General features: G+C 45.3%; 19 protein-coding genes. 6 read left to right on the top strand and 13 right to left on the bottom strand.

Going from position 1 to position 23,430, the window contains the following annotated elements:
• Positions 1-14 precede the first annotated feature (14 nt).
• The 11 genes from MD536_RS11880 to MD536_RS11830 form a co-directional block, all read right to left on the bottom strand.
• On the bottom strand, positions 15-686 hold the full coding sequence (locus MD536_RS11880) for a cytochrome c oxidase subunit 3 (RefSeq protein WP_234866516.1): 672 nt from the start codon (positions 684-686) through the stop codon (positions 15-17).
• A 50-nt stretch (positions 687-736) separates the two neighbouring features.
• Positions 737-1,303 carry a cytochrome c oxidase subunit 3 gene (locus MD536_RS11875; protein WP_239599564.1) on the bottom strand — a complete coding sequence of 189 codons (567 nt, stop codon included), beginning with the start codon at positions 1,301-1,303 and terminating at the stop codon, positions 737-739.
• An 86-nt stretch (positions 1,304-1,389) separates the two neighbouring features.
• Positions 1,390-2,316: a heme o synthase gene (gene cyoE / locus MD536_RS11870; RefSeq protein WP_239599561.1), complete on the bottom strand. Its 927-nt coding sequence runs from the start codon at positions 2,314-2,316 to the stop codon at positions 1,390-1,392.
• Between the two features lie 101 nt (positions 2,317-2,417).
• Complete coding sequence (locus tag MD536_RS11865; RefSeq protein ID WP_438839267.1) at positions 2,418-4,250, bottom strand: cytochrome c oxidase subunit I; 1,833 nt, start codon at positions 4,248-4,250, stop codon at positions 2,418-2,420.
• 28 nt (positions 4,251-4,278) lie between these two features.
• On the bottom strand, positions 4,279-5,346 hold the full coding sequence (locus tag MD536_RS11860; RefSeq protein ID WP_239599537.1) for a cytochrome c oxidase subunit II: 1,068 nt from the start codon (positions 5,344-5,346) through the stop codon (positions 4,279-4,281).
• Between the two features lie 73 nt (positions 5,347-5,419).
• The gene (locus MD536_RS11855) at positions 5,420-6,640 is read right to left on the bottom strand and encodes a quinol:cytochrome C oxidoreductase (protein ID WP_239599534.1); all 1,221 of its coding nucleotides are present in this window, start codon (positions 6,638-6,640) and stop codon (positions 5,420-5,422) included.
• A gap of 33 nt (positions 6,641-6,673) precedes the next feature.
• Positions 6,674-7,321, bottom strand: coding sequence for a c-type cytochrome (locus tag MD536_RS11850; RefSeq protein WP_239599533.1), 648 nt, complete (start codon positions 7,319-7,321; stop codon positions 6,674-6,676).
• 21 nt (positions 7,322-7,342) lie between these two features.
• Positions 7,343-7,936, bottom strand: coding sequence for a DUF3341 domain-containing protein (locus tag MD536_RS11845; RefSeq protein WP_239599531.1), 594 nt, complete (start codon positions 7,934-7,936; stop codon positions 7,343-7,345).
• 78 nt (positions 7,937-8,014) lie between these two features.
• Positions 8,015-9,457: an NrfD/PsrC family molybdoenzyme membrane anchor subunit gene (gene nrfD, locus MD536_RS11840; RefSeq protein WP_234866509.1), complete on the bottom strand. Its 1,443-nt coding sequence runs from the start codon at positions 9,455-9,457 to the stop codon at positions 8,015-8,017.
• Positions 9,458-9,582: 125 nt separating this feature from the next.
• On the bottom strand, positions 9,583-12,735 hold the full coding sequence (locus MD536_RS11835) for a TAT-variant-translocated molybdopterin oxidoreductase (protein ID WP_239599521.1): 3,153 nt from the start codon (positions 12,733-12,735) through the stop codon (positions 9,583-9,585).
• 65 nt (positions 12,736-12,800) lie between these two features.
• Entirely contained in the window at positions 12,801-14,048 is a 1,248-nt protein-coding gene (locus tag MD536_RS11830) for a c-type cytochrome (protein ID WP_239599518.1), read from the bottom strand.
• A 201-nt stretch (positions 14,049-14,249) separates the two neighbouring features.
• Here MD536_RS11830 and purN point away from each other — a divergent pair, with 201 nt between their 5' ends.
• From purN to MD536_RS11810, 4 genes are read left to right on the top strand one after another with little or no spacing between them, the layout of a single operon-like run.
• Positions 14,250-15,161, top strand: a complete 912-nt coding sequence (gene purN / locus MD536_RS11825) for a phosphoribosylglycinamide formyltransferase (RefSeq protein ID WP_239599516.1) — start codon at positions 14,250-14,252, stop codon at positions 15,159-15,161.
• A 39-nt stretch (positions 15,162-15,200) separates the two neighbouring features.
• A complete protein-coding gene (locus MD536_RS11820; RefSeq protein ID WP_239599515.1) occupies positions 15,201-15,974 on the top strand; it encodes a carboxypeptidase-like regulatory domain-containing protein in 774 nt (257 codons plus the stop codon).
• A gap of 32 nt (positions 15,975-16,006) precedes the next feature.
• A complete protein-coding gene (locus MD536_RS11815; protein WP_239599511.1) occupies positions 16,007-17,533 on the top strand; it encodes a serine hydrolase in 1,527 nt (508 codons plus the stop codon).
• Positions 17,534-17,539: 6 nt separating this feature from the next.
• Positions 17,540-18,079, top strand: coding sequence for a DUF8685 domain-containing protein (locus tag MD536_RS11810; protein ID WP_239599509.1), 540 nt, complete (start codon positions 17,540-17,542; stop codon positions 18,077-18,079).
• 3 nt (positions 18,080-18,082) lie between these two features.
• Here MD536_RS11810 and MD536_RS11805 read toward each other — a convergent pair whose 3' ends face one another.
• Positions 18,083-18,292 (bottom strand): YgaP family membrane protein, encoded by a 210-nt coding sequence (locus MD536_RS11805; RefSeq protein ID WP_234866502.1) that lies wholly within the window; start codon positions 18,290-18,292, stop codon positions 18,083-18,085.
• Between the two features lie 137 nt (positions 18,293-18,429).
• Here MD536_RS11805 and MD536_RS11800 point away from each other — a divergent pair, with 137 nt between their 5' ends.
• Both MD536_RS11800 and MD536_RS11795 read left to right on the top strand, forming a co-directional pair.
• Positions 18,430-19,638, top strand: coding sequence for a dipeptidase (locus MD536_RS11800; protein WP_239599507.1), 1,209 nt, complete (start codon positions 18,430-18,432; stop codon positions 19,636-19,638).
• Between the two features lies 1 nt (position 19,639).
• On the top strand, positions 19,640-21,463 hold the full coding sequence (locus tag MD536_RS11795) for an ABC transporter ATP-binding protein (RefSeq protein ID WP_239599505.1): 1,824 nt from the start codon (positions 19,640-19,642) through the stop codon (positions 21,461-21,463).
• Here the strand turns inward: MD536_RS11795 and MD536_RS11790 are convergent.
• On the bottom strand, positions 21,432-23,429 hold the full coding sequence (locus MD536_RS11790) for an alpha-ketoacid dehydrogenase subunit alpha/beta (RefSeq protein WP_239599493.1): 1,998 nt from the start codon (positions 23,427-23,429) through the stop codon (positions 21,432-21,434). The two genes, MD536_RS11795 and MD536_RS11790, sit on opposite strands and share 32 nt — an antisense overlap.
• Between the last annotated feature and the right edge of the window lies 1 nt (position 23,430).

Genomic DNA, 23,430 nt, shown 5'->3' with positions numbered 1-23,430 from the left:
CGTTTCTTAAATGGTTATACGAGATAGAATACAGTAAATACAAACACCCACACCAGGTCCACGAAGTGCCAGTATAAACCCGCTTTTTCAATCATCAGGTAATGACCTTTCCGCTCAAATACGTTATTGAGAGTCATGATCAGCATGATAATATTGATCACCACACCGCTAAATACGTGAAAGCCATGGAATCCCGTAATCGTAAAAAAGAAATTGGTAAAGTTGGTAGTAGCTTTTGTTCCATCTGCATTCAGGAAGGGATTGCTTCCCCACCAGGCACCTTCATGGTGTAAATGTGTCCATTCCCAGGCCTGGCAGCTCAAAAATGCAATACCTCCAATAATGGTAAGTACCAGGTTTCTTACTACTGCTTTCTTGTCCATCGCATGACCAGCCTGTACGGCCAATACCATGGTTACAGAGCTGATAATCAGGATAAAGGTCATTAAACTCACAAACATGAGTGGAAGCCCGTTTCCTAGACCGGGAAAAGACTGGAAAACTTCATTGGGATCGGGCCATGAGTTGGAGGCGAAACGGATGGTGCCATAAGAGATCAGAAACGCACCAAAGGTGAACGCATCACTCATCAGGAAATACCACATCATCAGTTTACCATACTCCACGTTGAAGGGGCTTTTTCCACCACTCCACCATTTTTGTTCTGCAGGTACTGCTTGTGCCATGTTCAGTGTTTAAGATTGGTTCGCAAATTTAATTGGATATACGGAAAATACTATTGCAATAACATAAAAAATACCATCAGGTAGAGCCATAACAGATCTACAAAATGCCAATAGGTACTCATCACCTCCACCGGTACCGGGTTATAATTCCGGAATCGGGTACTGAAAGCCTTAAAAAACAGGACGATCAACGCAATTACTCCTCCTACCACGTGCAATCCATGAAGCCCGGCAATGATATACAAAAACTGCCCCCCACCTGCTCCGGAAAAGCTGATACCGGAGGCCCAGATCTCCTTAAAGCCCAGGTACTGAAGTACAACAAACAACACCCCAAGCACAGCCGTAACCGTTATCAGCTGCCGGTACTTTACCCGCTCGCGCTCACGAAATGCATTCAGTGCAAGATAGATCGTAACACTGCTCGCCAACATCACCGCGGTTGAATACCAGAAGATTACCGGCATTTCAAAACTTGTCCAACTCGGCTGACTCCTCTTTACGATATAAGCACTGGTCAAACCTGCAAACATCATGGTGATACTTGCAATCGCCACCCACATCGTGAATTTATTGGGATGTATTCTCTTTCGCTGCTCCATAGCTTCTACCCTCATACATTAAATTTTAATTTCTCCTCCTTTTCTCCCTCTTCCATTCCTCCCTTCTCCTTTGTTTCCCCGTCTCCTTTGTTTCCTCTTACCTACACCTTATCCGCCAACAGGGCGAAAAAAACAATCATCAGGTACAGGTAACTCCCAAACATCACACCCCGGGCTGCAGACTTTTCCATTTTCATATACAACCTGACACTCAGGGCTACCATCAGCAGGTTGCATACCAGAATTATCAGCAGACTTACCCAGCCAGTAATACCTGTGAAATAAGGCATCAACCCTACCGGTATCAGAAACACTGAATAAATAATCGACTGCATCGCCGAGTACTTGGTAGGACCCTTTTCTGATGGCAACAACCGAAAACCAGCTGCTTCATAATCTTTGTGCGACAGCCAGGCAATCGCCCAAAAATGAGGGAACTGCCAGAAAAACTGGATCGCAAACAAAGCCCATCCACCCAGGTCAAGCCATCCATGCTCTCCAAAAAAGATGGTATCATTTCCGGCTGCAAACCCAATCAGACAGGGTAACCCTCCGGGAAATGCACCTACCAATACGGAGATGGAATTCACCTTTTTTAGCGGAGTATAAATAAAAGCATAGAGAAAGAGGCTGAATGCTGCAAGACCAGCGGATAAACCGTTAAAAAAATACCAGAGGAGAAATACCCCCAGCAATCCACTAATCACTGCAAAAGCCCAACCCTCCGTTACTGACATGCGACCCGATGCTATGGGTCTGCTGGCAGTACGCTTCATCAGGGCATCTGTATCTTTTTCCACTACCTGGTTAATGGTATTGGCACTTCCTGTTACAAGCATTCCTGCCAGGAACAGAACTAAGATCATCGCCCAGTCATACTCCACAATTTTTGGTGCCAGCAGGTAACTAATTACCGCTGAAAACACCACCATTGTTGTCAAAGAGAACTTTATCAGCAAGAGGTAATCACGCAACCGCGCCATTACGCCATTTTCCTTACCGGGTTGAACTGATTCACTCTGCTGCATTCATCATTATTAAACAAAAATCGTACACTCTAAAAAAACGCCCCGATTGCTGATCAGGGCATTTTAACTCGATTCAGTATTCATCAACTATCACCCCCGAATCAATGCTTGCTTTCCGGACTTTCATTGGGCGATATAGCCTCAGTTTGAGGAACAAAATCGCGGCCATCCTTACCATAATCATAAGCCCAGCGGTGAACTTCCGGAATCTCTCCCTCCCAGTTTCCGTGTCCCGGATTAATTGGGGTTGTCCATTCCAGCGTAGTTGCTCCCCATGGATTCTGGGTAGTTACCCTGCGTCCTTTGAAGATGCTATAGATAAAGTTGAATACAAATAACAACTGTACTGCGAATACCATGATTGTCACGATGGAGATAAAGCGGTTCAATCCATCAAACTGGTTGAAAGATGCCCAACCGCTGAAATCCAGGTAACGGCGAGGTACACCTGCCAGACCCTGGTAGTGCATGGGCCAGAAAATCAGGTAAGCACCTACCAACGTAATCCAAAAATGGATATAAGCCAGTGTATTATTCAAATAGCGACCATACATCTTGGGGAACCAGTGGTAGATTCCGGCAAACATGCCAAAGAACGCTGAAACACCCATCACAATATGGAAGTGTGCAATTACGAAGTACGTATCGTGCAGGTGAATATCAAGAGTAGAGTTACCCAGGAAGATACCAGTAAGTCCACCTGAAATGAACAGACTCACAAATCCGATAGAGAACAACATACCAGGAGTAAACCGCAGGTTGCCTCTCCATAGGGTCGTTATCCAGTTAAACACCTTTATCGCAGATGGAACCGCAATTAACAATGTCAACAATACGAAGAAGGCACCAAGGAATGGATTCAGTCCGGTTACAAACATGTGGTGTGCCCAAACCAGGAAGGCCAGTACTGCAATCGCGAACATAGAACCAACCATCGCCATATATCCAAAAATGGGCTTACGCGCATTAGCGGACATAACATCCGATACCAGACCCATGGTTGGAAGAATGATAATATATACCTCTGGGTGACCAAGGAACCAGAACAGGTGTTGGTACAGGATCGCACTTCCTCCCTCATTCGGTAATGCTTTCTGAGTAGAGGCCAAAAAGATATCAGAAAGATAGAAACTGGTTCCGGCATGACGGTCAAACAACAACAGAATGAAACCAGACAGCAATACCGGGAAGGATAATACTCCCAATACAGCTGTGAAGAACAATGCCCAGATGGTAAGCGGCATACGGGTCATACTCATACCCTTGGTCCGCATGTTCAAAATAGTGGAAATATAGTTAAGACCTCCTAGCAGCGAAGACACCACGAACAAGGCCATCGCAATCAACCAGAGATCCATACCAATTTTTGATCCTTCTGATGCATCACCTAGTGCACTCAATGGCGGATATACGGTCCATCCACCACTAGCCGGACCTGTTTGAACAAACAGGGAAGAAACCATTACGATACTGGCAATAAAGAAAAACCAATAGCTGAGCATATTCATGAATGGAGAAGCCATATCACGTGCACCCAACTGTAATGGAATAAGGAAGTTGGCAAAGGTACCACTCAAACCAGCTGTCAACACAAAGAATACCAGTACGGTACCATGCATGGTTGTCAGGGCGTAGTAGAATTCAGGCTGGATCTTACCACCTGCTGCCCATTTACCCAGAATATCTTCAAGTATCGGGAATGTTTCATTAGGAAACCCGAGTTGCAGTCGGAAAAGTACCGAAAACAGACCTCCGATAATTGCCCAGATCATACCCGTGATCAGGAATTGCTTGGCAATCATTTTGTGATCCTGGCTGAACACATACTTCGTAATGAAGGTTTCCTTGTGGTGATGACCATGGTGCTCATCATGATGAACCTCATGCGTGGTCATCGCTCCCACCTGCTCGTGCAAATTCACTTCTTGGCTCATAAAAATCTATTTGTTTTTCGGTACGACCTTAATTTGAATTAGACCCTGCAATTTTTGCAGCAGCTGTAACTGTACTGTCTGCCGGTGTTGCTACCGGTACGGCAGGTTTGGTTTCCAGCTCCGGATTTGACATTACATAGTTGGGCTTTTGCTTGGCCAGCCATAACAGATATTCTGCAGGCTCAACCACTTTTACAATTCCCTTCATGGAATAATGTCCCTTACCACACATCTGGTCACAGGAAATTTCATATTCAAAATCAGGATTACCAGTTTTTTCTTTCATCTGCGCCGTGGTATATTTTGGCGTGAACCACATGGTTGTAGGTGTTCCAGGCACTGCGTCCATTTTCATACGGAAATGTGCCAAACCCACATCATGCACCACATCACGACTATTGATGATCAATTTTACAGGTTTACCAACAACCAGGTACATGGCTTCGTTGGTTACTACATCATCATGAGCAGCTTTATCATCCCAGATCAAACCGAGCTGGTTTAACTTGCCCTCATCAATGTTCTTATAATATTTTTTACCAAAAACTTTGTCTTTACCTGGATAACGATAAATCCAGCCAAACTGTTTTCCGGTGATCTCAACCACATTCGCTTCTTTTGGAGCATCACCGGTAATCTTGAACCAGTAATACAAACCAAATCCAACCAGAACAGTCAGGGCGATTGCAGGTATTACAGTCCAGATTACTTCCAGTTTGTTGTTGTGCGGATAGTAAAAGGCTTTTCTGCCTTCCTTATACTGGTATTTGAAAGAAAACCAGAACAGCAGGATCTGCGTGATGATGAATACTACCCCTGTAATGGCGATAGTGATATACAACATCGTGTCAATTTTCTCCCCATGATCAGATGCTGCTTCGCCAAGAATTTTACCCTTGTACAATTCATTGCACCAATACACTCCGATCAGCCCCAGGATCATGAAAGCCAGGAGCAGAAAACCATTAATCTTGTTATTCTGCTCAAAGGTTTTCTTTTCACCTTTCAACACAGATACATATTCGCTGGCTTTTGCGATCTGAAAGACCACTATAAAACCCAACAACAGGATCGCAATGATTAATAATGTTGACATGTCTTATTCCGTGTTTATACAAAGTTTTGAATGAAAGCTTATATGCTATGCTTTTGTTTAATCTTCCTTTTTCTTAAGTATGGTGAATTATACTTTCCTTAAGGAAGGGATGGTTCCGGTTTATCAGGGAATGCTTACTTAATGCATTTCCGGTTGCCCACATGATCAGTCCGATAAATCCGGCCGCCACACCAAAATCAAATAACCCCAATTCCACATGCTCTTTGGATACAGAAGCAATTACCATCTGGTAAAAATCGATCCAGTGACCGAAGATGATCAGCACCGACATGAATACCAGCAAGGTATAGTTACGCTTTGAACTTCTTCTCATCAGTATCAGCAGCGGAGCAATAAAGTTGATGATTAAGTTCAGGAAGAAAATTCCACGATAAGGACCCTGAACACGATGTTTGAAATAAACGGTTTCTTCCGGAATATTTGCATACCAGATCAGCATATACTGACTGAACCACAAGTAGGTCCAGAATACAGAGAATGCAAACATGAATTTACCCAGATCATGTAAGTGCTCCTGGTTTACCAATTCGAGGTAACCCTGGTTCTTCAGGTAGATTACATAAAGTGTAATAAGTGAAATACCAGCAACAAAGGAAGATGCAAACGTATACCAGCTATACATGGTGCTGTACCAGTGTGCATCAATACTCATGAACCATAACCAGGGTACAGTAGACGCAACAGTCAGACCAAACCATACCAGGTAAAGGGATCCCCAGATCGTATTCTTGAAAATGTATTTCTTTCCTTCTTCAGCGCTAAGCGGACCACCGTTGTCAATCTCGCGACTAACAGAACGCATTTTGGCACCCAGGAAAATCCATCCAATCAGCGTGAGGCTGGTCCAAACGATGAAGAATGTTGGATTCAGGAATCCTGTTTTTCCCATCAGGATATGATCGTTTGGATCAGGTGTAATCCAATGGTAAATATGATGCTTGTGACCTACTACAAGCGCTATTAAAATAACACCTGTAATAATTCCGATAGGAATAACTGCTGTAGAAATTGCTTCGGCAACCCTGCGGAAGCTCATTTGCCAGCCACCCATAGCAAGCGTGGTAGCACAGATAAAAAACATCGCAGCATTTACGATCAGCAGAAAATAAACACTGTTATACAGTAATACAGCCCAGAAACGTGCATTCGTATGCTCATCACCCGTGCCATACATAAAATATCCTACAAGGATGGAAACCAATCCCACCGCCATCAGAATCAACGACCACATCTTGTACTTGGCAGGTATTTCAAATTGCTCTCTGAAAGACATTCTCAAAAATTTATCGTTTGGTCAAATTGGTTTTTATTTCATCGCAGTTGCAGTGCCGGCAGGAGCAGCAGCAGCTGTACTGTCGGTAGCAGCAGCTCCCGGGGTTTCTCCATTTTGTTTCATACGTATATACTGCACCATCATCCAACGTTGCTTCGGTGTCAGGTGTGAAGCATAGGACCCCATCAGGTTCTTTCCATACGTGATGGAATGAAAAATGGTACCATCTGCCATCTTTTTGATTTCATCAGAAACAAGATTCTTAGGGGCCAGCGGATAAGGTCCTTTTCCATCATTGTATAAAGGTCCATTGCCATCCAGTTTGGTACCGTGACAAATACCACAATTGATCAGGTACAATCTCTCGGTTTCTGTATATTCTTCCTCTGTCAATTTGGTAGTCATTGGATTGGTGAGCGCTGCGGAAGTCACATAGGTGCCAGTTGTGTCTTTTAACATCCGGTAAATTACTTCTTCGCCTCGGGCAACAGTTCCTGCTACCGGTTCGGCATTGTAATTAATACCTTCAGCCTGCAACTCCCGGTTGTCATTGTAAGTCTCTACAGCGCGGCTATATGCCATGTCAGGCATGTAAATCTTACCTGGTGTGCGCTTCACGTCGCTACAGCTGCTGAAAGCCACTGCACCGAAAACTACCGCTATGATGGATTTCTTATTCATGCTTCTTGACTTCTTCTAGGGTTATGCTAAACTATTTTCTGATGGCGTACTATACAGTTTTTGCTCCTTAGCATACCTGCCAAGCCACCAGCCATCTTCTGCTTCCTGAACATTGATCTCTTTTGCACCAACAGATTCCAGAAATGCTTTGGCATCCGCCTCATTAGTTCTGGATGTACATTCCAATACCATCACAAACAAATCATCAGTAGCGCGCGCATGGAAATGATGCTTCTTTACGAAAGGAGCGAGCTGACAGAGATAGCAAAATGTCAGCACCATGCCCACAGCAGAAAATAAAACGGTTAATTCGAACGTAATGGGAATAAAAGCAGGCAGCGGGAAATGTGGCTTACCACCAATATTCAAAGGCCAGTCTTTATTGAATACCCAGCTCATGAAAGTCAGGGCAGTTGTGGTGCCAGTGATACCATAAATAAAACCCGCTGTGTGCAAACTAGTATCCCGTAATCCCATAGCCTGATCAAGTCCGTGAATAGGAAAGGGAGTGTACACATCATGAATTTTATAGCCGGCCTTACGAACCTTCTTCACTGCAGGAAAAAGGACTTTTTCGTCATCAAAGCATCCAACTACGAATTTCTTTTTTGCCATTTTTATTCGAATTCTTTGTTGTTAATTTTTTTCGTCTCACTTCTCACGTCTGACGTCTCACATCTGACGTCTCACTTCCTAATGGTGCGCATGCTCATGTGTGAAATGCTCCACTGTAGCTTTTTCTTCCTCGCCCATATTGTCTTTGTAGCTTTCGCCATTTTTCTTCAGGATATGTTTGATCTCAGCGATCGCAATAACCGGGAAGTATTTGGCAAATGCGAAGAAGCAGGTAAAGAACAATCCAAACGTACCAAGGTAAAATCCGACCTCCCATACTGACGGAGTATAGTAGGTACTCCAGCTACTGGGCAGGTAATCGCGATAAATGGATGTAACGATGATTACGAAACGCTCAAACCACATACCTACGTTCACAATGATACTCATGAAGAACGTGAAGATGATATTTCTTCTCAGTTTGCGGAACCAGAAGAACTGGGGAGCGATTACGTTACAGCTCATCATCAGCCAGTAACTCCAGGCATATGGGGTACTCAGGTCATAACGGTTTTTGAACGCCGCCATTTCATATGGGTTCTGACCATACCAGGAGATAAACAACTCAGTGATATAAGCAATACCCACGATGGAACCGGTCAGAACAATTACTTTGTTCATTACCTCGATATGTTCCATGGTAATATAATCGTTCAGGTTCAGCACCTTTCGGGTAATGATCAGCAGTGTTTGTACCATCGCAAATCCAGAGAAGATCGCACCCGCAACAAAGTAAGGCGGGAAGATCGTGGTATGCCATCCGGGAATTACTGAAGTAGCGAAGTCGAAGGATACGATGGTGTGTACAGAAAGTACCAGTGGTGTACTCAAACCAGCCAGTACAAGAGAGAGGGCTTCATGACGCTGCCAGTGTTTGGTAGAACCGGTCCAACCGAATGAAAGCACCCCGTACAGATTTTTTCTCCACTTTACTTTGGCACGATCCCGTACAGTTGCCAGATCAGGTAACAAACCAGCATACCAGAAAAGCAGGGATACCGTAAAGTAGGTTGAGATCGCAAATACGTCCCACAAGAGTGGTGAGTTAAAATTCACCCACAAAGGACCGCGACTGTTAGGATATGGCAGTACAAAGAAAGCCATCCATACACGACCCATGTGGAAGATGGGGAACTGGCCCGCACACATTACCGCAAAAATCGTCATCGCTTCTGCCGCACGGTTTACACCGGTACGCCATCCCTGGCGGAAAAGCAGCAGGATCGCGGAGATTAGGGTACCCGCGTGACCGATACCAACCCACCACACGAAGTTGGTGATATCCCAACCCCATCCAATGGTCTTGTTCAGGTTCCATTCCCCGATACCGTAAACCACTTCACGATATACAGAATAAACCCCAAATAACAACAGTAATACAGAGATGGTAAAACCGATCTTCCATAACCTGGATGGAGCCGCTTCAATTGGCCGAACGATGTCTTCTGTTACATCGTGATAAGTCTTAGCACCTGTTACCAGTGGCTCTCTAACTTGCGATTCGTATCTTAATAATGCCATATCGTATAAGCATTTAGCGTCGGCTCTAACCCCTTCGCTTGTTGGTTTTTATAAGTTCAGTTTCTTCTTTCTACAACTTTCTTTTCGTTCCCACTTCTCACTTCTTACTTCTCACTTCTTACTTCTTAATGGTGTCCTCCTTCCGCTGCATGTCCACCCTCATTCATAAAATGAGGTTTTCCATACTGCTCATGCGCACTAATTTCACCGGTATTCCGAACCTTGGCCAGGTAGCTCACATTCGGTAATACGTGGATTTGCTCCTGCACATAGAAGAGACGGTTTTTGTTATCAGCGCGGTGTTTGGATACTGCACTTTCAGCATTGTTCACATTACCGAATACTATCGCATCGGCAGCGCAAGCCTGCTGACAGGCGGTTTTAACATCACGATCTTCCAATGGGCGACCAGCTTTCTTCGCAGCCAGTTTGCCTTCCTGGAGACGCTGAACACAGAAAGAACATTTTTCAATTACACCACGGCTACGAACAGTAACATCCGGATTCAGTACCATGCGGGTCAGGTCATCGTTCATCATCAGGATCACATCATTCTCACCCTTACCGCCTACCATATTGTCTCCGAAACTGTCTGCTCCGGTATAGTCAGCCCAGTTGAAGCGACGTACTTTATACGGACAGTTATTCGCGCAATATCTGGTACCGATACAACGATTGTAAGTCATCTGGTTCAAACCCTCAGAACTGTGGTTGGTTGCAGCAACCGGACAAACGTTCTCACAAGGAGCATTATCACAGTGCTGGCACATCATCGGTTGAAACACTGTCTGGATGCTGTTCGGATCATTAGGATCACCAGCGAAATAGCGGTCAATACGCAACCAGTGCATATCATGCGCACGCAAAACTTCAGGCTTACCAACAACTGAAACGTTGTTCTCTGCTGTACAGGCAACCACACAGGCACCGCAACCATAACAACTGTTCAGGTCAATGCTCATACCCCACTTGATACCCGGCTTATCGAATACAGGATAAATAGTACCATCCTTCTCGTAATTCTCCAATCCACCCCAGGGCTCAAGCTCTTTCGCACGGGCATCCAGGATCTTGGTTGGATTTTTAGTATAATCAGCCAGCGTGATTTCTTTGACCACCTCGTAACGACCCTCATAAGAGCTATGCGTTTGCGTGGTGGCAATTTTATATTCACCAGCAGTTTTCTCAACCGTAACCGCTGCAGTATTCAGAACCGTTGTACCATTGGAAACGGCAAACTTATATGCGTTTTTACCCACTCCGGCTGCTGCCCTGCCGATAGCTTCTGCACGACCATAACCAACAGCCAGTGCAACTGTATCAGCCTGCATACCCGGAATGATCAAAACCGGTAATTCTTCTTCTTTATTGCCCAGCTTTACTTTTACAACCGGCTTCTTGGGAAAAGCTTCGTACTCATCCGCCTGGGTTGGGTTGGTAATGTCTATATTAAACATGCTCTTACCCAACGCAGGTGAAACCATCAGGTAGTTGTCCCAGGTAGCACGTGTAATTGGATCAGGTGTTTCCTGTAACCAGGGGTTGTTCGACTGACGGCCATCTGTAAACGTAGCTTTCTGGTATATAACCAGTTCAGTTCCACTGGATTTTTTTGCTGATCCTACCGCAGCAACTGCAGCAGCTACAGATCCGCCATTAAAGCTCGGGAAGCCCATTATCATGGCAGGTGATTCCACCACGCCATCCTGAAGCGCTTTCAGATAGGTATTTTCACCACCCAAACGGGTTGTCCAGAAGTTTTTGAAATAATCAGCATAGATTACCGCACTACCGCTCCATTTCAGAAGGTTATCCTGCCACTGTCTTGTCTTAAACAAAGGCGCAATGGTCGGCTGCAGCATGCTGATGTAACCAGCTTTTTGCTCCGCATCACCCCAGCTTTCCAGGTAATGGTTAGCTGGCAATACATATTTGCAGAGCTCAGTGGTTTCATCCATTTTTTCATTGAAAGAAACGGATACCCGCACTTTTTTCAATCCGGCAATGAACTTTTCCGCATCGAAATAGTCGTATGCAGGATTCACATCGTATACTAATACCGCACCCACAGATCCGGCATTCATTTCTTCTACCAGTTTAGCAAACTCGGCATCGATACCTGCCTTGTTCTGCAGTTTGCTAACAAGATCAATGGTTGTTCCATAAGACCCAACCGCATCATTGATCGCATTCACGATCAGCTGAACATTCACGTCGTTGCTACCAGCTACTACAAGCGCCTGGCCTTTGTTGGCAGCCAGGTCTTTCGCAGCCTGCTCGATTCCCTTTTTCAGTGCAGCATCGCTGATACCAGCAGCACCCTGACCATTGATAGCAGAAAGTAAAGCTGCAGCTACAACACCAATTTCAGAAGGACGATGGGTAAAACGCTCATCAGCATTTGCACCGGTCATGCTAAGCATGGATTCAAACTGATAATGCTTGCTCATGGATGGATTTTTGGGATCCACCTTACGACCGCGGGTATATCCATGCTGGAATTCAACAGGATTCAGCCAGGTTCCCAGGAAATCAGCACCCAGACTCACAATTACCTTTGCTTTGTCAAATGCATAAGAGGGAATCATGCGGCTTCCAAAACTAGCTTCATTGGCCAGCAGCATACCACTGTAAGAAATACCATCATATTGAACATGACGGGATCCGGGATATTTCGCCAGGAACTCTGCAATTACAGCTTTGGAGGAAGGAGAGTTAACAGTGCTGGTTAAGAGTACAACAGGTGCACCATTTAAACCGGCCAGTGCTTCGCCCACCATTTTATCAAAAGCATCAAATGTGCTTACTTCTTTTTTGTCGGCCATCGGGAAACGCAGACGAGCCGTATCATACAGGTCGAGTACAGATGCCTGCACCTGCGCGGTGGTAGCACCTTTTGACCAGCTTGACAATTCGTTTCCTTCAATCTTAATCGGACGTCCGTCACGAACCTTTGCCACAACAGGAATCGCATTACCACCCGCTACATACGTTGTAGCATAATAGTTAGGTACTCCCGGAATAGCATCAACCGGACGGTTAACAAATGGGATCGCCTTTTTTACAGGCATTTCACAACTTGCAGCTACTGCTGCTGCAGCTGTGCTGAAACCAACGTATTTAAGGAAGTCGCGGCGAGGAGTGGTGGCAGAACCCAGCCCTTTGTCATCGAATCCTTCAAAGGGTAACTCTTCTTTGAACTCATCCTGTGCATTTTGCTGATGTGCTGCTGAGTTGTTCAACTCTCCGAAACTTTGCCAGTACTTTTTTTGCTCCATATACCAAACCCCGGAAGGGGTGCTGATTTTGGTGATAAAAAATGGTTTATTGAGATGCTATTCTATTAATAGTGACATTTCTGACACTCAGTACCGCCGATGCTTTCAACGGTTACACTATCCATCTTTCCACTCTTAAGATCATTGTGGAATTTTTCGTAAATGCTGTAGAACTTGTTGTCTTCAAACTGCACTTTGGTTTCCCTGTGACAGTTTATACACCAGCCCATGCTCAGATCAGAATACTGATATACTTCACCCATATTCTGGATATCACCGTGACAAGTCTGACAGGCAACTTTTCCTGCTTTAACGTGCTGAGCGTGGTTGAAATATACATGGTCAGGCAGGTTGTGAATCTTCACCCACTCGATCGGCTTGGGCTCGTTCACATATTTCTTTTGATCCGGGTCCCAGCCTGTATAAGAATAAAGCTTTTTGATTTCTGCAGTACCATCTACTTCCGTTCCATCTTCTCTGTACAATTTTTCACCGGCGTATTCATTAATTGCCATGTGACAGTTCATACAGGTATTCAATGAAGGAATATTGGCATGTTTGCCTTCCTGGGCACCACTGTGGCAGTACAGACAGTTGATCTGGTTGGTACCTGCATGCACTTTGTGTGAATAATAAATAGGTTGTTCAGGCTGATAATCCTTGGAGCGACCCAGACCTACCGCACCCTGAATGGTATAATAACCACCAACTATAAAGAGTACCACCGCAAACAGTGCGATGTATGCTTTGTTACGATAGAATGGAACCGGCTCATAGGAAGGAATACCTTCTTTTTCATCACTGAGGCGCTTCAGGTTAGAGTTTACCTGCAGCAATACCAGCACGATAATCGCCAGGATCAGTGTTAACACGCCGAATATCAGGGAGTTATCATTTTCAGCTGCAGCTGCTTGTACACCAGCTTCACCAGTTCCTGTGGCAGCCCCAGGTGCTGGCACAGAATTAATATAGGTAATCATTGCACCGATCTCCTCATCCGTCAGGTTCGGGAAGAGGTTCATCGCTGTTTTATTCCAGGCTGCGTAAAGATCAGTAAAGTATTTATTACCGGTTGCCAGCACTGCCTGGTTGTTACGAATCCAGTCGTACAGCAGTTTCTTATCCGGAACACGCTCCTCGATACCAGCCAAAGCCGGACCAGTAAGATTTTTATGAACCGCGTGACAGGAAGCACAGTTCTGCTGAAACAAAGCCTTTCCATCCTGTGCAAATACGCCCTGATCGAAACAAAGCACGGTCAAAACTGAAAGAATGAGTGCTACTCTCTGCAAGATCGATCTATAGTGAATCATAAGCTGGAAATATCGTTGGTAATGTTAAAATGCCTCAATTCGGGGGCAAAAATATGACACGTTATTGACAATCTATCAACATCTCTGATTTTTTTTTAGCCGCGCGGGGCTTGCTTTTCAACGAATTGTGCAATTTTTCAAATGGTAATTACTTGCCATTCGTAAACGCTTTTGTTCAAGTTATTCCAGTTTCTTTGCAGCATGTTTGAAAAGCTTCAGAAGAAGTGGAAGGTCAACGGATGGCAATTGCTCGCCATCTTATGCACCTTTGCCATTGGAGGCAGTCTGACTGGTATTGTCGGCCGCAAAATCCTGCAACAGCTTCCGGAAGTACATCCTGTCGGCTGGACTATCTTATATATTATTACCATGACCCTGATCTGGCCCCTGATGGTAGTCCTGGTCAGCATCCCCTTCGGTCAATACCCCTTTTTCAAAAATTATTTATCCCGAATCTTCCAAAAGATGACAAACACCCCCTCTTCCATTCCCCCCTCCTCCAATCCTCCATCTTCCATTCCTCCCTTTTCAATTGCCATCTTCGCTTCCGGCACAGGATCCAACGCCCAGAAAATAATTGAACATTTCCGCAACCATCCCTCCATTCGGGTAGCCCTGGTTGTGAGTAATAAGGCCACTGCCGGCGTACTGGACAAAGCTGCATCAGCCGGTATTCCAACCTTGCTCATTGATAAAGAACGTTTTTTCCGGGGCGATGGCTTTGTGCCAGAACTGACCACCCTCGGAATCGACTTCATCGTACTGGCAGGATTCCTATGGAAAGTGCCGCCCACTTTAATTCAAGCCTATCCCTCCCGGATGATCAATATCCATCCTGCCCTGCTGCCCAAGTATGGTGGCAAGGGCATGTATGGTAACTTTGTTCATGAAGCTGTCATCGCGGCAGGAGAAAAAGAATCAGGAATAACCATCCATTATGTGGATGAACAATACGACCATGGTGGTACCATCTTCCAGGCCAGCTGCCCGGTATTTCCGGAAGATACCCCGGAAACCCTGGCCAATCGAATTCATACACTCGAACATCAGCACTTCCCTGCTGTTATTGAATCTGTAATTCTTAGCAAACTCGTTAAAAATCAATCCTCCTGATATAATTTTCAGGTTTTGGTTGTACCCTTGTAACCCTGGATGAACTGGTTCGGTTCCATATTAGTATTGCTTTGCCTCCTCCTGGCAAATCTCCTGCAAGCCCAGGTGCGGGTAAGCGGCACTGTATATGAAATGAATAAGCTGTTTCCAATGGGTTCGGTTAGCGTACTAACAAGCAGCGGCAAAGGAACTGTTACAGATTCTTCCGGGCGTTACAGCATCGTTGTCAACGAAAAAGATTCTATTTATTTCTCTTACCTGGGAAAAGCTACCCCAAAATATGCCGTAAGCAATATACAGTCGCTCTCCCAATTCGATATATCACTTCACGTCAACGTCACCACCCTTCGCGAAATCAGGGTGATGCCCAAGGACTACCGCATCGATAGTATGCAGAATCGCCAGGATTACGCAAAAGTGTTTGACTACAAAAAACCTGGTCTGTCCCTGTCTTCCGCCAACCCTGCTTCCGGCAACTTTGGTGTAGGACTTGATATCAATGAACTGATTAACATGTTCCGTTTCCGGCGAAACAGGAGCATGGCTGCTTTCCAGGATCGCCTCCTAGTGGAAGAGCAGGATAAATATGTTGCCTACCGTTTTTCCCGCGCCAAAATTATCAAGATAACCGGCATTACAGGCCCCGACCTGGATACCTTCTATCGCTACTATGCCCCCCCTTATGAAGCAGTGGTAGCCGCCTCAGAGTATGAATTACTCGAGTACATGAAGAAAGCCGGAGAACAATACAAAAGGATTCGTGCCATGGGTGGAAAAATTTCGGGCAGAAAAGAAGACAACTGGTGGGAATAATACGGCTATTTTTAGGTTGAAAATCAACTCCCATGCGCCGAATATTTTTTGCGGTACTTGCCTCCTGCCTGCTAACAGCCAACCCAGCTTCAGCACAACAAGCTTCCCGCAATTTTCTGAAAGACAGTCTGGATTCCTATGTTCAGAAAGCCATGCAGGCCTGGAAGATTCCAGGTGTTTCCATTGCAGTTGTGAAAAATGGGGAATGGCTGGTAGTAAAAGGATATGGTGTAAAAACAGCCGGCAGCAATGCTACCGTTGATGAACACACGCTGTTTGGAATTGGTAGTAATACCAAGGCTTTTACCGGCACTGCCCTTGCCATGCTGGAATCGCAGGGCAAACTTTCACTCGACGATAAAGTAAAAAAATGGATTCCCGATTTCCAGGTCTATGATACCTGGGTTACCAAAGAACTTACCATCCGTGATCTGGTCAGTCACCGTATGGGTTATGAAACCTTCCAGGGTGATTTCATGTATTTTGATTCCGATCTCAGCTACCAGGAGGTCAAAGAAAAATTTGGCCTGGTTAAACCGATGTACGGTTTTCGCTCCCGCTGGGGTTATACCAATGCAGGGTTTGCCATCGCAGGAGAAATTATTCAGAAAGCAAGCGGCCAGTCATTCGGAGAATTTATTACCACACAAATTTTTCAACCCATCGGGATGAAAAACTCCATTGCTAACTCTAACCAGTATGCGAAAGCGCCAAATATTGCAGCTGCCCATACTGTTACGGAAGGAGTACTAAAAAAAGTTGCCTATGGAAACCTGGATAATATGGCACCCGCAGGTGCCATTGCTTCAAGTGCCTATGATATGGGACTCTGGGCTCAGACATTACTAAACAGGGGCGAACTAAACGGCAAACGAATTCTTTCTGCGTCTGCAGTACAGACACCTATGGAACCTCATTCCATACTGGGTAGTGGCGGACATCCCTTTAACCGCGCACATTTTTATTTGTACGGGCTGGGTTGGCTCTTACAATCGTATGAAGGCAACAAATTGGTGGAACATACCGGCGGCGTAAATGGTTTTGTTACCAGCTTTACCTTGATTCCGGAAGAAAATATCGGGATCGTTGTACTGACCAATACAGATGCCAACGGATTTTTTGAAGCCATGAAATGGGAATTGGTGGATGCCTGCCTTGGACTCCCTTTCCGCGATTACAATTCGATGGCTTTACAACAACAGGAGCAACACGAAAAAAGAGCAGCCGCTACGCTTAAGGAGAAAAGGGATTCAATAGCATTAAAGCTTACGCCGCAGTTACCACTTACTGCATTTGCCGGAACCTATCAGCATGAGGTTTATGGGAAAATGACCCTTCAACTGGAAAAAGGTCAGCTGGTTGCCCGCTTTGAACATCACCCGGGACGTTTTGCGACACTCGGTTCCTTGGGAGGTACCCGTTTTTTTGCAAGCTTCAATGATCCCCTCTTCGGCAACAAAGTATGGCCTTTTAGCATCAGTGATGGCAAAGTAAAATCTGTTACTGTCACCGTTTCTGATTTCATTGAATTTACTTCTTACGAATTCTACAAACAATAGACGAATATGGAACAACTTGTATTGGGTATTGGAACCCGACTTCAACACACACAATTCGGTCCCGGAGTAATAGTAGGCCTCCGGTATGCAACCTACCTGATCTCCTTTATCCATCATGGAATAAAAGAAATTGATAAAACCGACGAACAGCTGGAAGAAATCATTCCTGAAAATGTATCCGAAGAAATAGAAACGCATTCTGAAGTCGAAAAATCGCTCCTGAAAATTCTTCGCTTATGGAATGGCGTTAGTGAGGTCGTTCCTCTTGGAGACCGCTGGAAAAATGGTACGATGATCCTTCAGCCAGGAGACCCATCCCTCAAGGCCAAAGAAGTTCCCATAGAGGTATTCTTCCATAAAATTGTAATGTTGCGCGACCGCTTACGGGTAATGGAACAACAGATCAACGCACATAAAGTGCTGACCGACGAAGAGAAGATCAACCTGCAGCAATATGTTACCCGGATCTATGGCAGCCTGACCACCTTCAATGTGCTTTTCAGAAACAAAGAAGACTGGTTTATAGGCGACAAAAGTTCCGATTAACTATCAGGCCTTTTTAGTGGGACAGGTATTCAATCCAAGCAAGGTATAAAGCGGACAAAATCCAACCAGACTGGTCAGGATAAATACGCCTCCAACAATTGCAAGGATCAATCCTAAGGTGCCGGTTACAGTGCCGGAAAAATAAAGATATCCCAATACTACTGCTACCAGTACGCGGATAAGCCGGTCAGTACCACCCATGTTCTTTTTCATATACTATGTTTGAACAGTGAAATTAACCGGATAAAAACACCAATTTACTGATGCAGGTCAGGTTGGCTTGTGAGTTTTATCCACTCCCCAACCTTAGCATGCCACGGATTTGGTATATTAAAGGTATAATTTGCCATATGCACCTTTCTTCTATCTCATTCTTCCGTTTTTTGTTTACCACCTTGGTTTTGCTAACCTGTTCACTTTGGCTTCCTGCGCAAAAAAACCTGCATGAGAAAAGTATAGTGGTAGACACCCATAATGATGTGCTTTCCAGTGCAACCCTGAAAGGATTGAATATTGAAGAGGACCTGAGTGGCAAAACGCATAGCGACCTGGAGCGTTTTCGAAGAGGTGGAATTGATATTCAGATCTTTTCCATTTTCTGCGATGAACGATTTGGTAAAGGAGCTGCCTTTGCGCACGCTCTCCGGGAAATTGATTCACTGGATGCGATTGTAGCCCGGAATCCGCGTAAAATGATGCTGGTAAATTCTCCAGCAGACCTTAGAATGGCTGTTAGAAAGAAAAAACTGGGAGCCATGAAAGGTGTGGAAGGTGGTCATATGATTGAAGATAAAATGGAATACCTGGATAGCCTCTATCATCGGGGAGCCAGGTACCTGACGCTTACCTGGAATAACTCCACTTCCTGGGCGAGTTCAGCCTGGGATGAAACTTATTACGACCGGCAGCAACCAACACCCATCGAAAAAAAGGGACTTAATGATTTTGGCAAACAGGTCGTACGAAGAATGAATGAACTGGGTATGATGATTGACCTTAGCCATGTAGGGGAACAAACCTTCAATGATGCAATCGCCGTTTCTACCAAACCAGTGATCGTTTCTCACAGTTGTGTGTATGCGCTTTGTCCTGTTCCTAGGAATCTGAAAGATGAACAAATTCGCACAATTGGGAAAAATGGTGGTGTTATCTTCCTGAATTTTTATGCAGGTTTCCTGGATAGCACCTATAACCGCAATAAGGCAGATTTTATCAATAAACACCAACCCATTGTGGATTCTCTGCTTCAACAAAAAATGCCTGCCTACGAAATTGACGGTTATCTTAGTAACCGGTTTCCCGAAGAAGCAGAAGCGCTCCGGCCTTCTATGAATATTTTACTCGATCACCTGGATTATATAGTTCGAATGATTGGTGTGGACCATGTCGGACTTGGCTCTGATTTTGATGGCATTGAACTGGCTCCCCAGGATCTGGATGGTGTGGAAGATATGCCGAATATTACCTCTGCATTGCTGGTACGCGGTTACAGCAGGCAGGATATCAGAAAGATACTGGGCGGCAATTTTATACGTGTCTTCAAAGCCGTAAGTAAATGACATGAGAATTTTATGGAAGTATCTCCAGCCCTACCGGGGTTGGGTTTTTTTAGCACTCGGGCTGGCAGCACTGGCACAGGTGCTCGCCCTCTACGATCCGGTTATATTCGGAAAAGTCATAGATACCTATGCGCTTAACCCGGATAATCTCTCTGAAAAGGAAAGGACCAATGGTGTTATCTGGCTGCTCCTGCTTGCTATCGGCGTAGCTTTACTGGCACGCATTGCTTCCACTTTTAAAGACTATGTGGTACGCCTGGTCGTGCAGAAATTCGGGATGCAAATCTTCAATGATGGCCTTCGGCAAACCCTTCGCCTTCCTTATGACGGATTTGAAGACCAAAGCAGTGGTGAAACCCTTTCCAAACTGCAGAAAGTGCGTACTGACACAGAACGATTTATCAACTCCTTTATCAATATCCTGTTTTCAACCCTGGTTGGAATGGGATTTCTTATCTGGTATGCCATCACCAAACACTGGGCACTGATACCGGTATTTTTAATTGGGGTGTTATTGCTGGGCGGACTCACATCATTGCTTAGCCGAAAAATAAAAATGATCCAGCGCCAGGTCGTACGTCAGACCAATATCATGAGTGGCAGCATAACCGAATCCATCCGAAACATTGAACTGGTGAAAAGTCTTGGGCTAACCTATTCCGAGATCAGGCGCCTGCGCGATAAAACACAAAAGATATTTGATCTGGAAATGATGAAGAACAGGAAAGTGCGTACCCTTTCCTTTTTCCAGGGAACCACACTGAACCTGCTCAAACAATCCATTCTCTTCATCCTGCTCTGGCTCATCTTCCGGAATGTATTAACTACGGGAGAATTGATTTCGATGCAGTTTATTTCAACAGCTATCATCGGACCTTTGCAGGATCTGGGCAATATCATTCTTCAGTATCGCGAAGCGGAAGCCTCCCTGCAGGTATTCAACCAACTCATGCTGAAAGAGCCCGAATACCGCCCCGAAGAACCAATCGATATTCAGGCTATTGAAGAACTGGAATTCGACCGCGTCAGCTTCCGTCACCGGAATGCAACACAAAAGGCAGTGGATGATATCAGTTTCCGCGTAGGTCTTGGACAAACCATTGCATTTGTTGGACCCTCCGGTTCCGGAAAATCCACCCTGGTAAAACTGTTGGTCGGACTCTATTCACCCGTTGAAGGTGATATCCGGATTGATGGAATTTCGGTCAGGCAACTCCGTTATAACCGGGTTCGGCGGCAACTTGGCTTTGTAACACAGGAGACCCAGATGTTTTCCGGCACCATTCGCGACAATATGCTCTTTGTTAAACCGGACGCCACAGATGAACAGATCTTTGATGCAATGGGAAAAGCATCCTGCCTCAACCTGGTAACCAATTCGCCTAAAGGTCTTGATACTGTCCTGGGTGAAGGTGGTAAACGTGTTTCAGGGGGAGAAAAACAACGACTCGCCATTGCCCGGGCCCTGCTTCGTGAACCCAGGTTATTGATCTTTGATGAAGCTACTTCAGCACTTGATTCCATCACCGAAGAAGAAATAACAGACACGATCCGGGAGATTTCTGCTACCAATAAACAGATGACCATCCTGATTGCTCACCGGCTTTCTACGATCATGCATGCCGATACCATCTTCGTGCTGGAGAAAGGAAAGATTACCGAAAAGGGCAAACACCAGGAATTACTGGAACAAAAAGGACTTTATTACGCCATGTGGAGGCAACAAATTGGTGAACGCGATCCAATAGTTCCCGTTAAGGAGCTTGCCCTGGAAGAGCCCGATGAAGATGCTATCAATACCGCAACAGACGATCCACTGTTGTAGCCAGTCTTGCTTTCGCCAGGAAGTTTTTCTCCAGCTCGAGATTAAAGGGAACAGGAGTATCAAGGGACGCGCAACGTAATACAGGTGCATCCAGCAATTCAAAACAATGTTCTCCTATCCAGGCACTGATCTCTCCTCCAATACCTCCGGTCAGGGTATCTTCATGCAGCACAATCACCTTACCGGTACGCATAACCGAAGCCCTGATAGCATCATAATCAAGTGGTAACAAACTCCTGAGATCTACTATGTCGATACTTAATTCCGGATGCTGCTCTGCATATTCTTTTGCCCAGTGCACTGCTGCTCCATAAGTAATGATACTCAGATCACTACCCTCCTGTACGATCCTGGCTTTACCAATTGGAACGGTGTAATAAGCTTCAGGAACTTCTCCACTTATACTTCTATACAACGCCTTGTGTTCAAAAAACAAAACAGGATTCGGATCCGCAAGGGAAGCTAATAACAAGCCCTTCGCATCTTCCGGAGTTGAGGGATACACAATTTTTAATCCGGGAGTATGTACAAACCAGGCCTCATTACTCTGACTGTGAAAGGGCCCCGCACCTACACCAGCACCTGTAGGAAGCCTTACCACCACATCGGCATGCTGCCCCCAGCGGTAATGAATTTTAGCCAGGTTATTAACGATCTGGTTTAATCCCACACTCACAAAATCAGCAAACTGCATTTCAACCATCGACTTGAACCCTTCGAGCGATAGCCCAAGTGCTGCGCCCAGAATGGCACTTTCACATAGTGGTGTATTTCGAACTCTTTCCTTGCCAAACAGCTCCACAAATCCTTCTGTAATCTTAAAGGCCCCGCCGTAATCAGCAATATCCTGCCCCATCAGTACCAGGTTGGAATGCGCTTCCATGCCAGCTTTCAACCCATCTTGAATGGCATCAATAAAGCGTATCGTCCGGGAACTTGAAAATTTGTGTACTGTTTCAATGTCTTTATCAGTACCAGCTTCGGGAACCGGTGCATACACATCTTCCAGCTCTTCTGTTGTTACCGGAACAATTGGTCCGCCCAGCTCCGCTCTTGTCAATTCGGATTCTATTTCCGCCTTCAAAGACGCTTTTACCTGCTCCATATGGGAGTAGGTTAATATCCCTTCCAGTAAGAGCCATTCCTCAAATTTTTTTACGGGATCTTTCTCTGCCCATTGCACAAATAATTCCGGTGGTACATATTTGGTACCACTGGCTTCCTCATGTCCCCGCATCCGGAAGGTCATACATTCAATCAAATAAGGTTTCTGCTCCCGGATACAGTATTCACGCACGCCTTTAATAGTATCATACACCGTCAGGAGATTATTTCCATCAATACATACTCCTTCCATGCCATAGCCCTTAGCCCTTTGTACAAGTGTTTCACATCGATATTGTTCAGCAACCGGCGTACTGAGTCCATACCCATTATTCTCAATGATGAAAATCACGGGCAGATCCCATACTGCAGCAACATTCAGCGCCTCATGGAAATCACCTTCACTCGTGCCACCATCACCTGTAAAACTGAGACTTACTTTATCCTCACGGCGAAGTTTATGCGCCAATGCAACTCCATCGGCGATACTCAATTGGGGTCCCAGATGCGAGATCATGCCACAGATATGGTGTTCTCCTGATCCAAAATGAAAACTCCTTTCTCGACCCTTGCTATACCCTTCTTTTTGTCCCTGCCATTGCATGAATAATTTATGGAGCGGCATGCCACGTGTTGTAAATATCCCCAGGTTACGATGCAGGGGCATCACCCATTCATCGGGCTGCAATGCCAGTGCTGCTCCAACAGAAATTGCTTCCTGACCAATTCCACTGAACCATTTGCTAATCCTACCCTGCCGCAACAGTACCAGCATCTTCTCTTCGATCATACGTGGCCGTAAGATTGCCAGGTAAAACCTCAACAGCTCCTCATCGGACAAAGCCTTTCGATCAAATTGCATA

The sequence above is a fragment of the Flavihumibacter cheonanensis genome (assembly GCF_022352215.1).
Lineage (GTDB): Bacteria > Bacteroidota > Bacteroidia > Chitinophagales > Chitinophagaceae > Flavihumibacter > Flavihumibacter cheonanensis.
The sequence above is the reverse complement of the archived record's forward strand: the minus strand, read 5'-3'. Positions and strand labels throughout refer to the sequence as shown.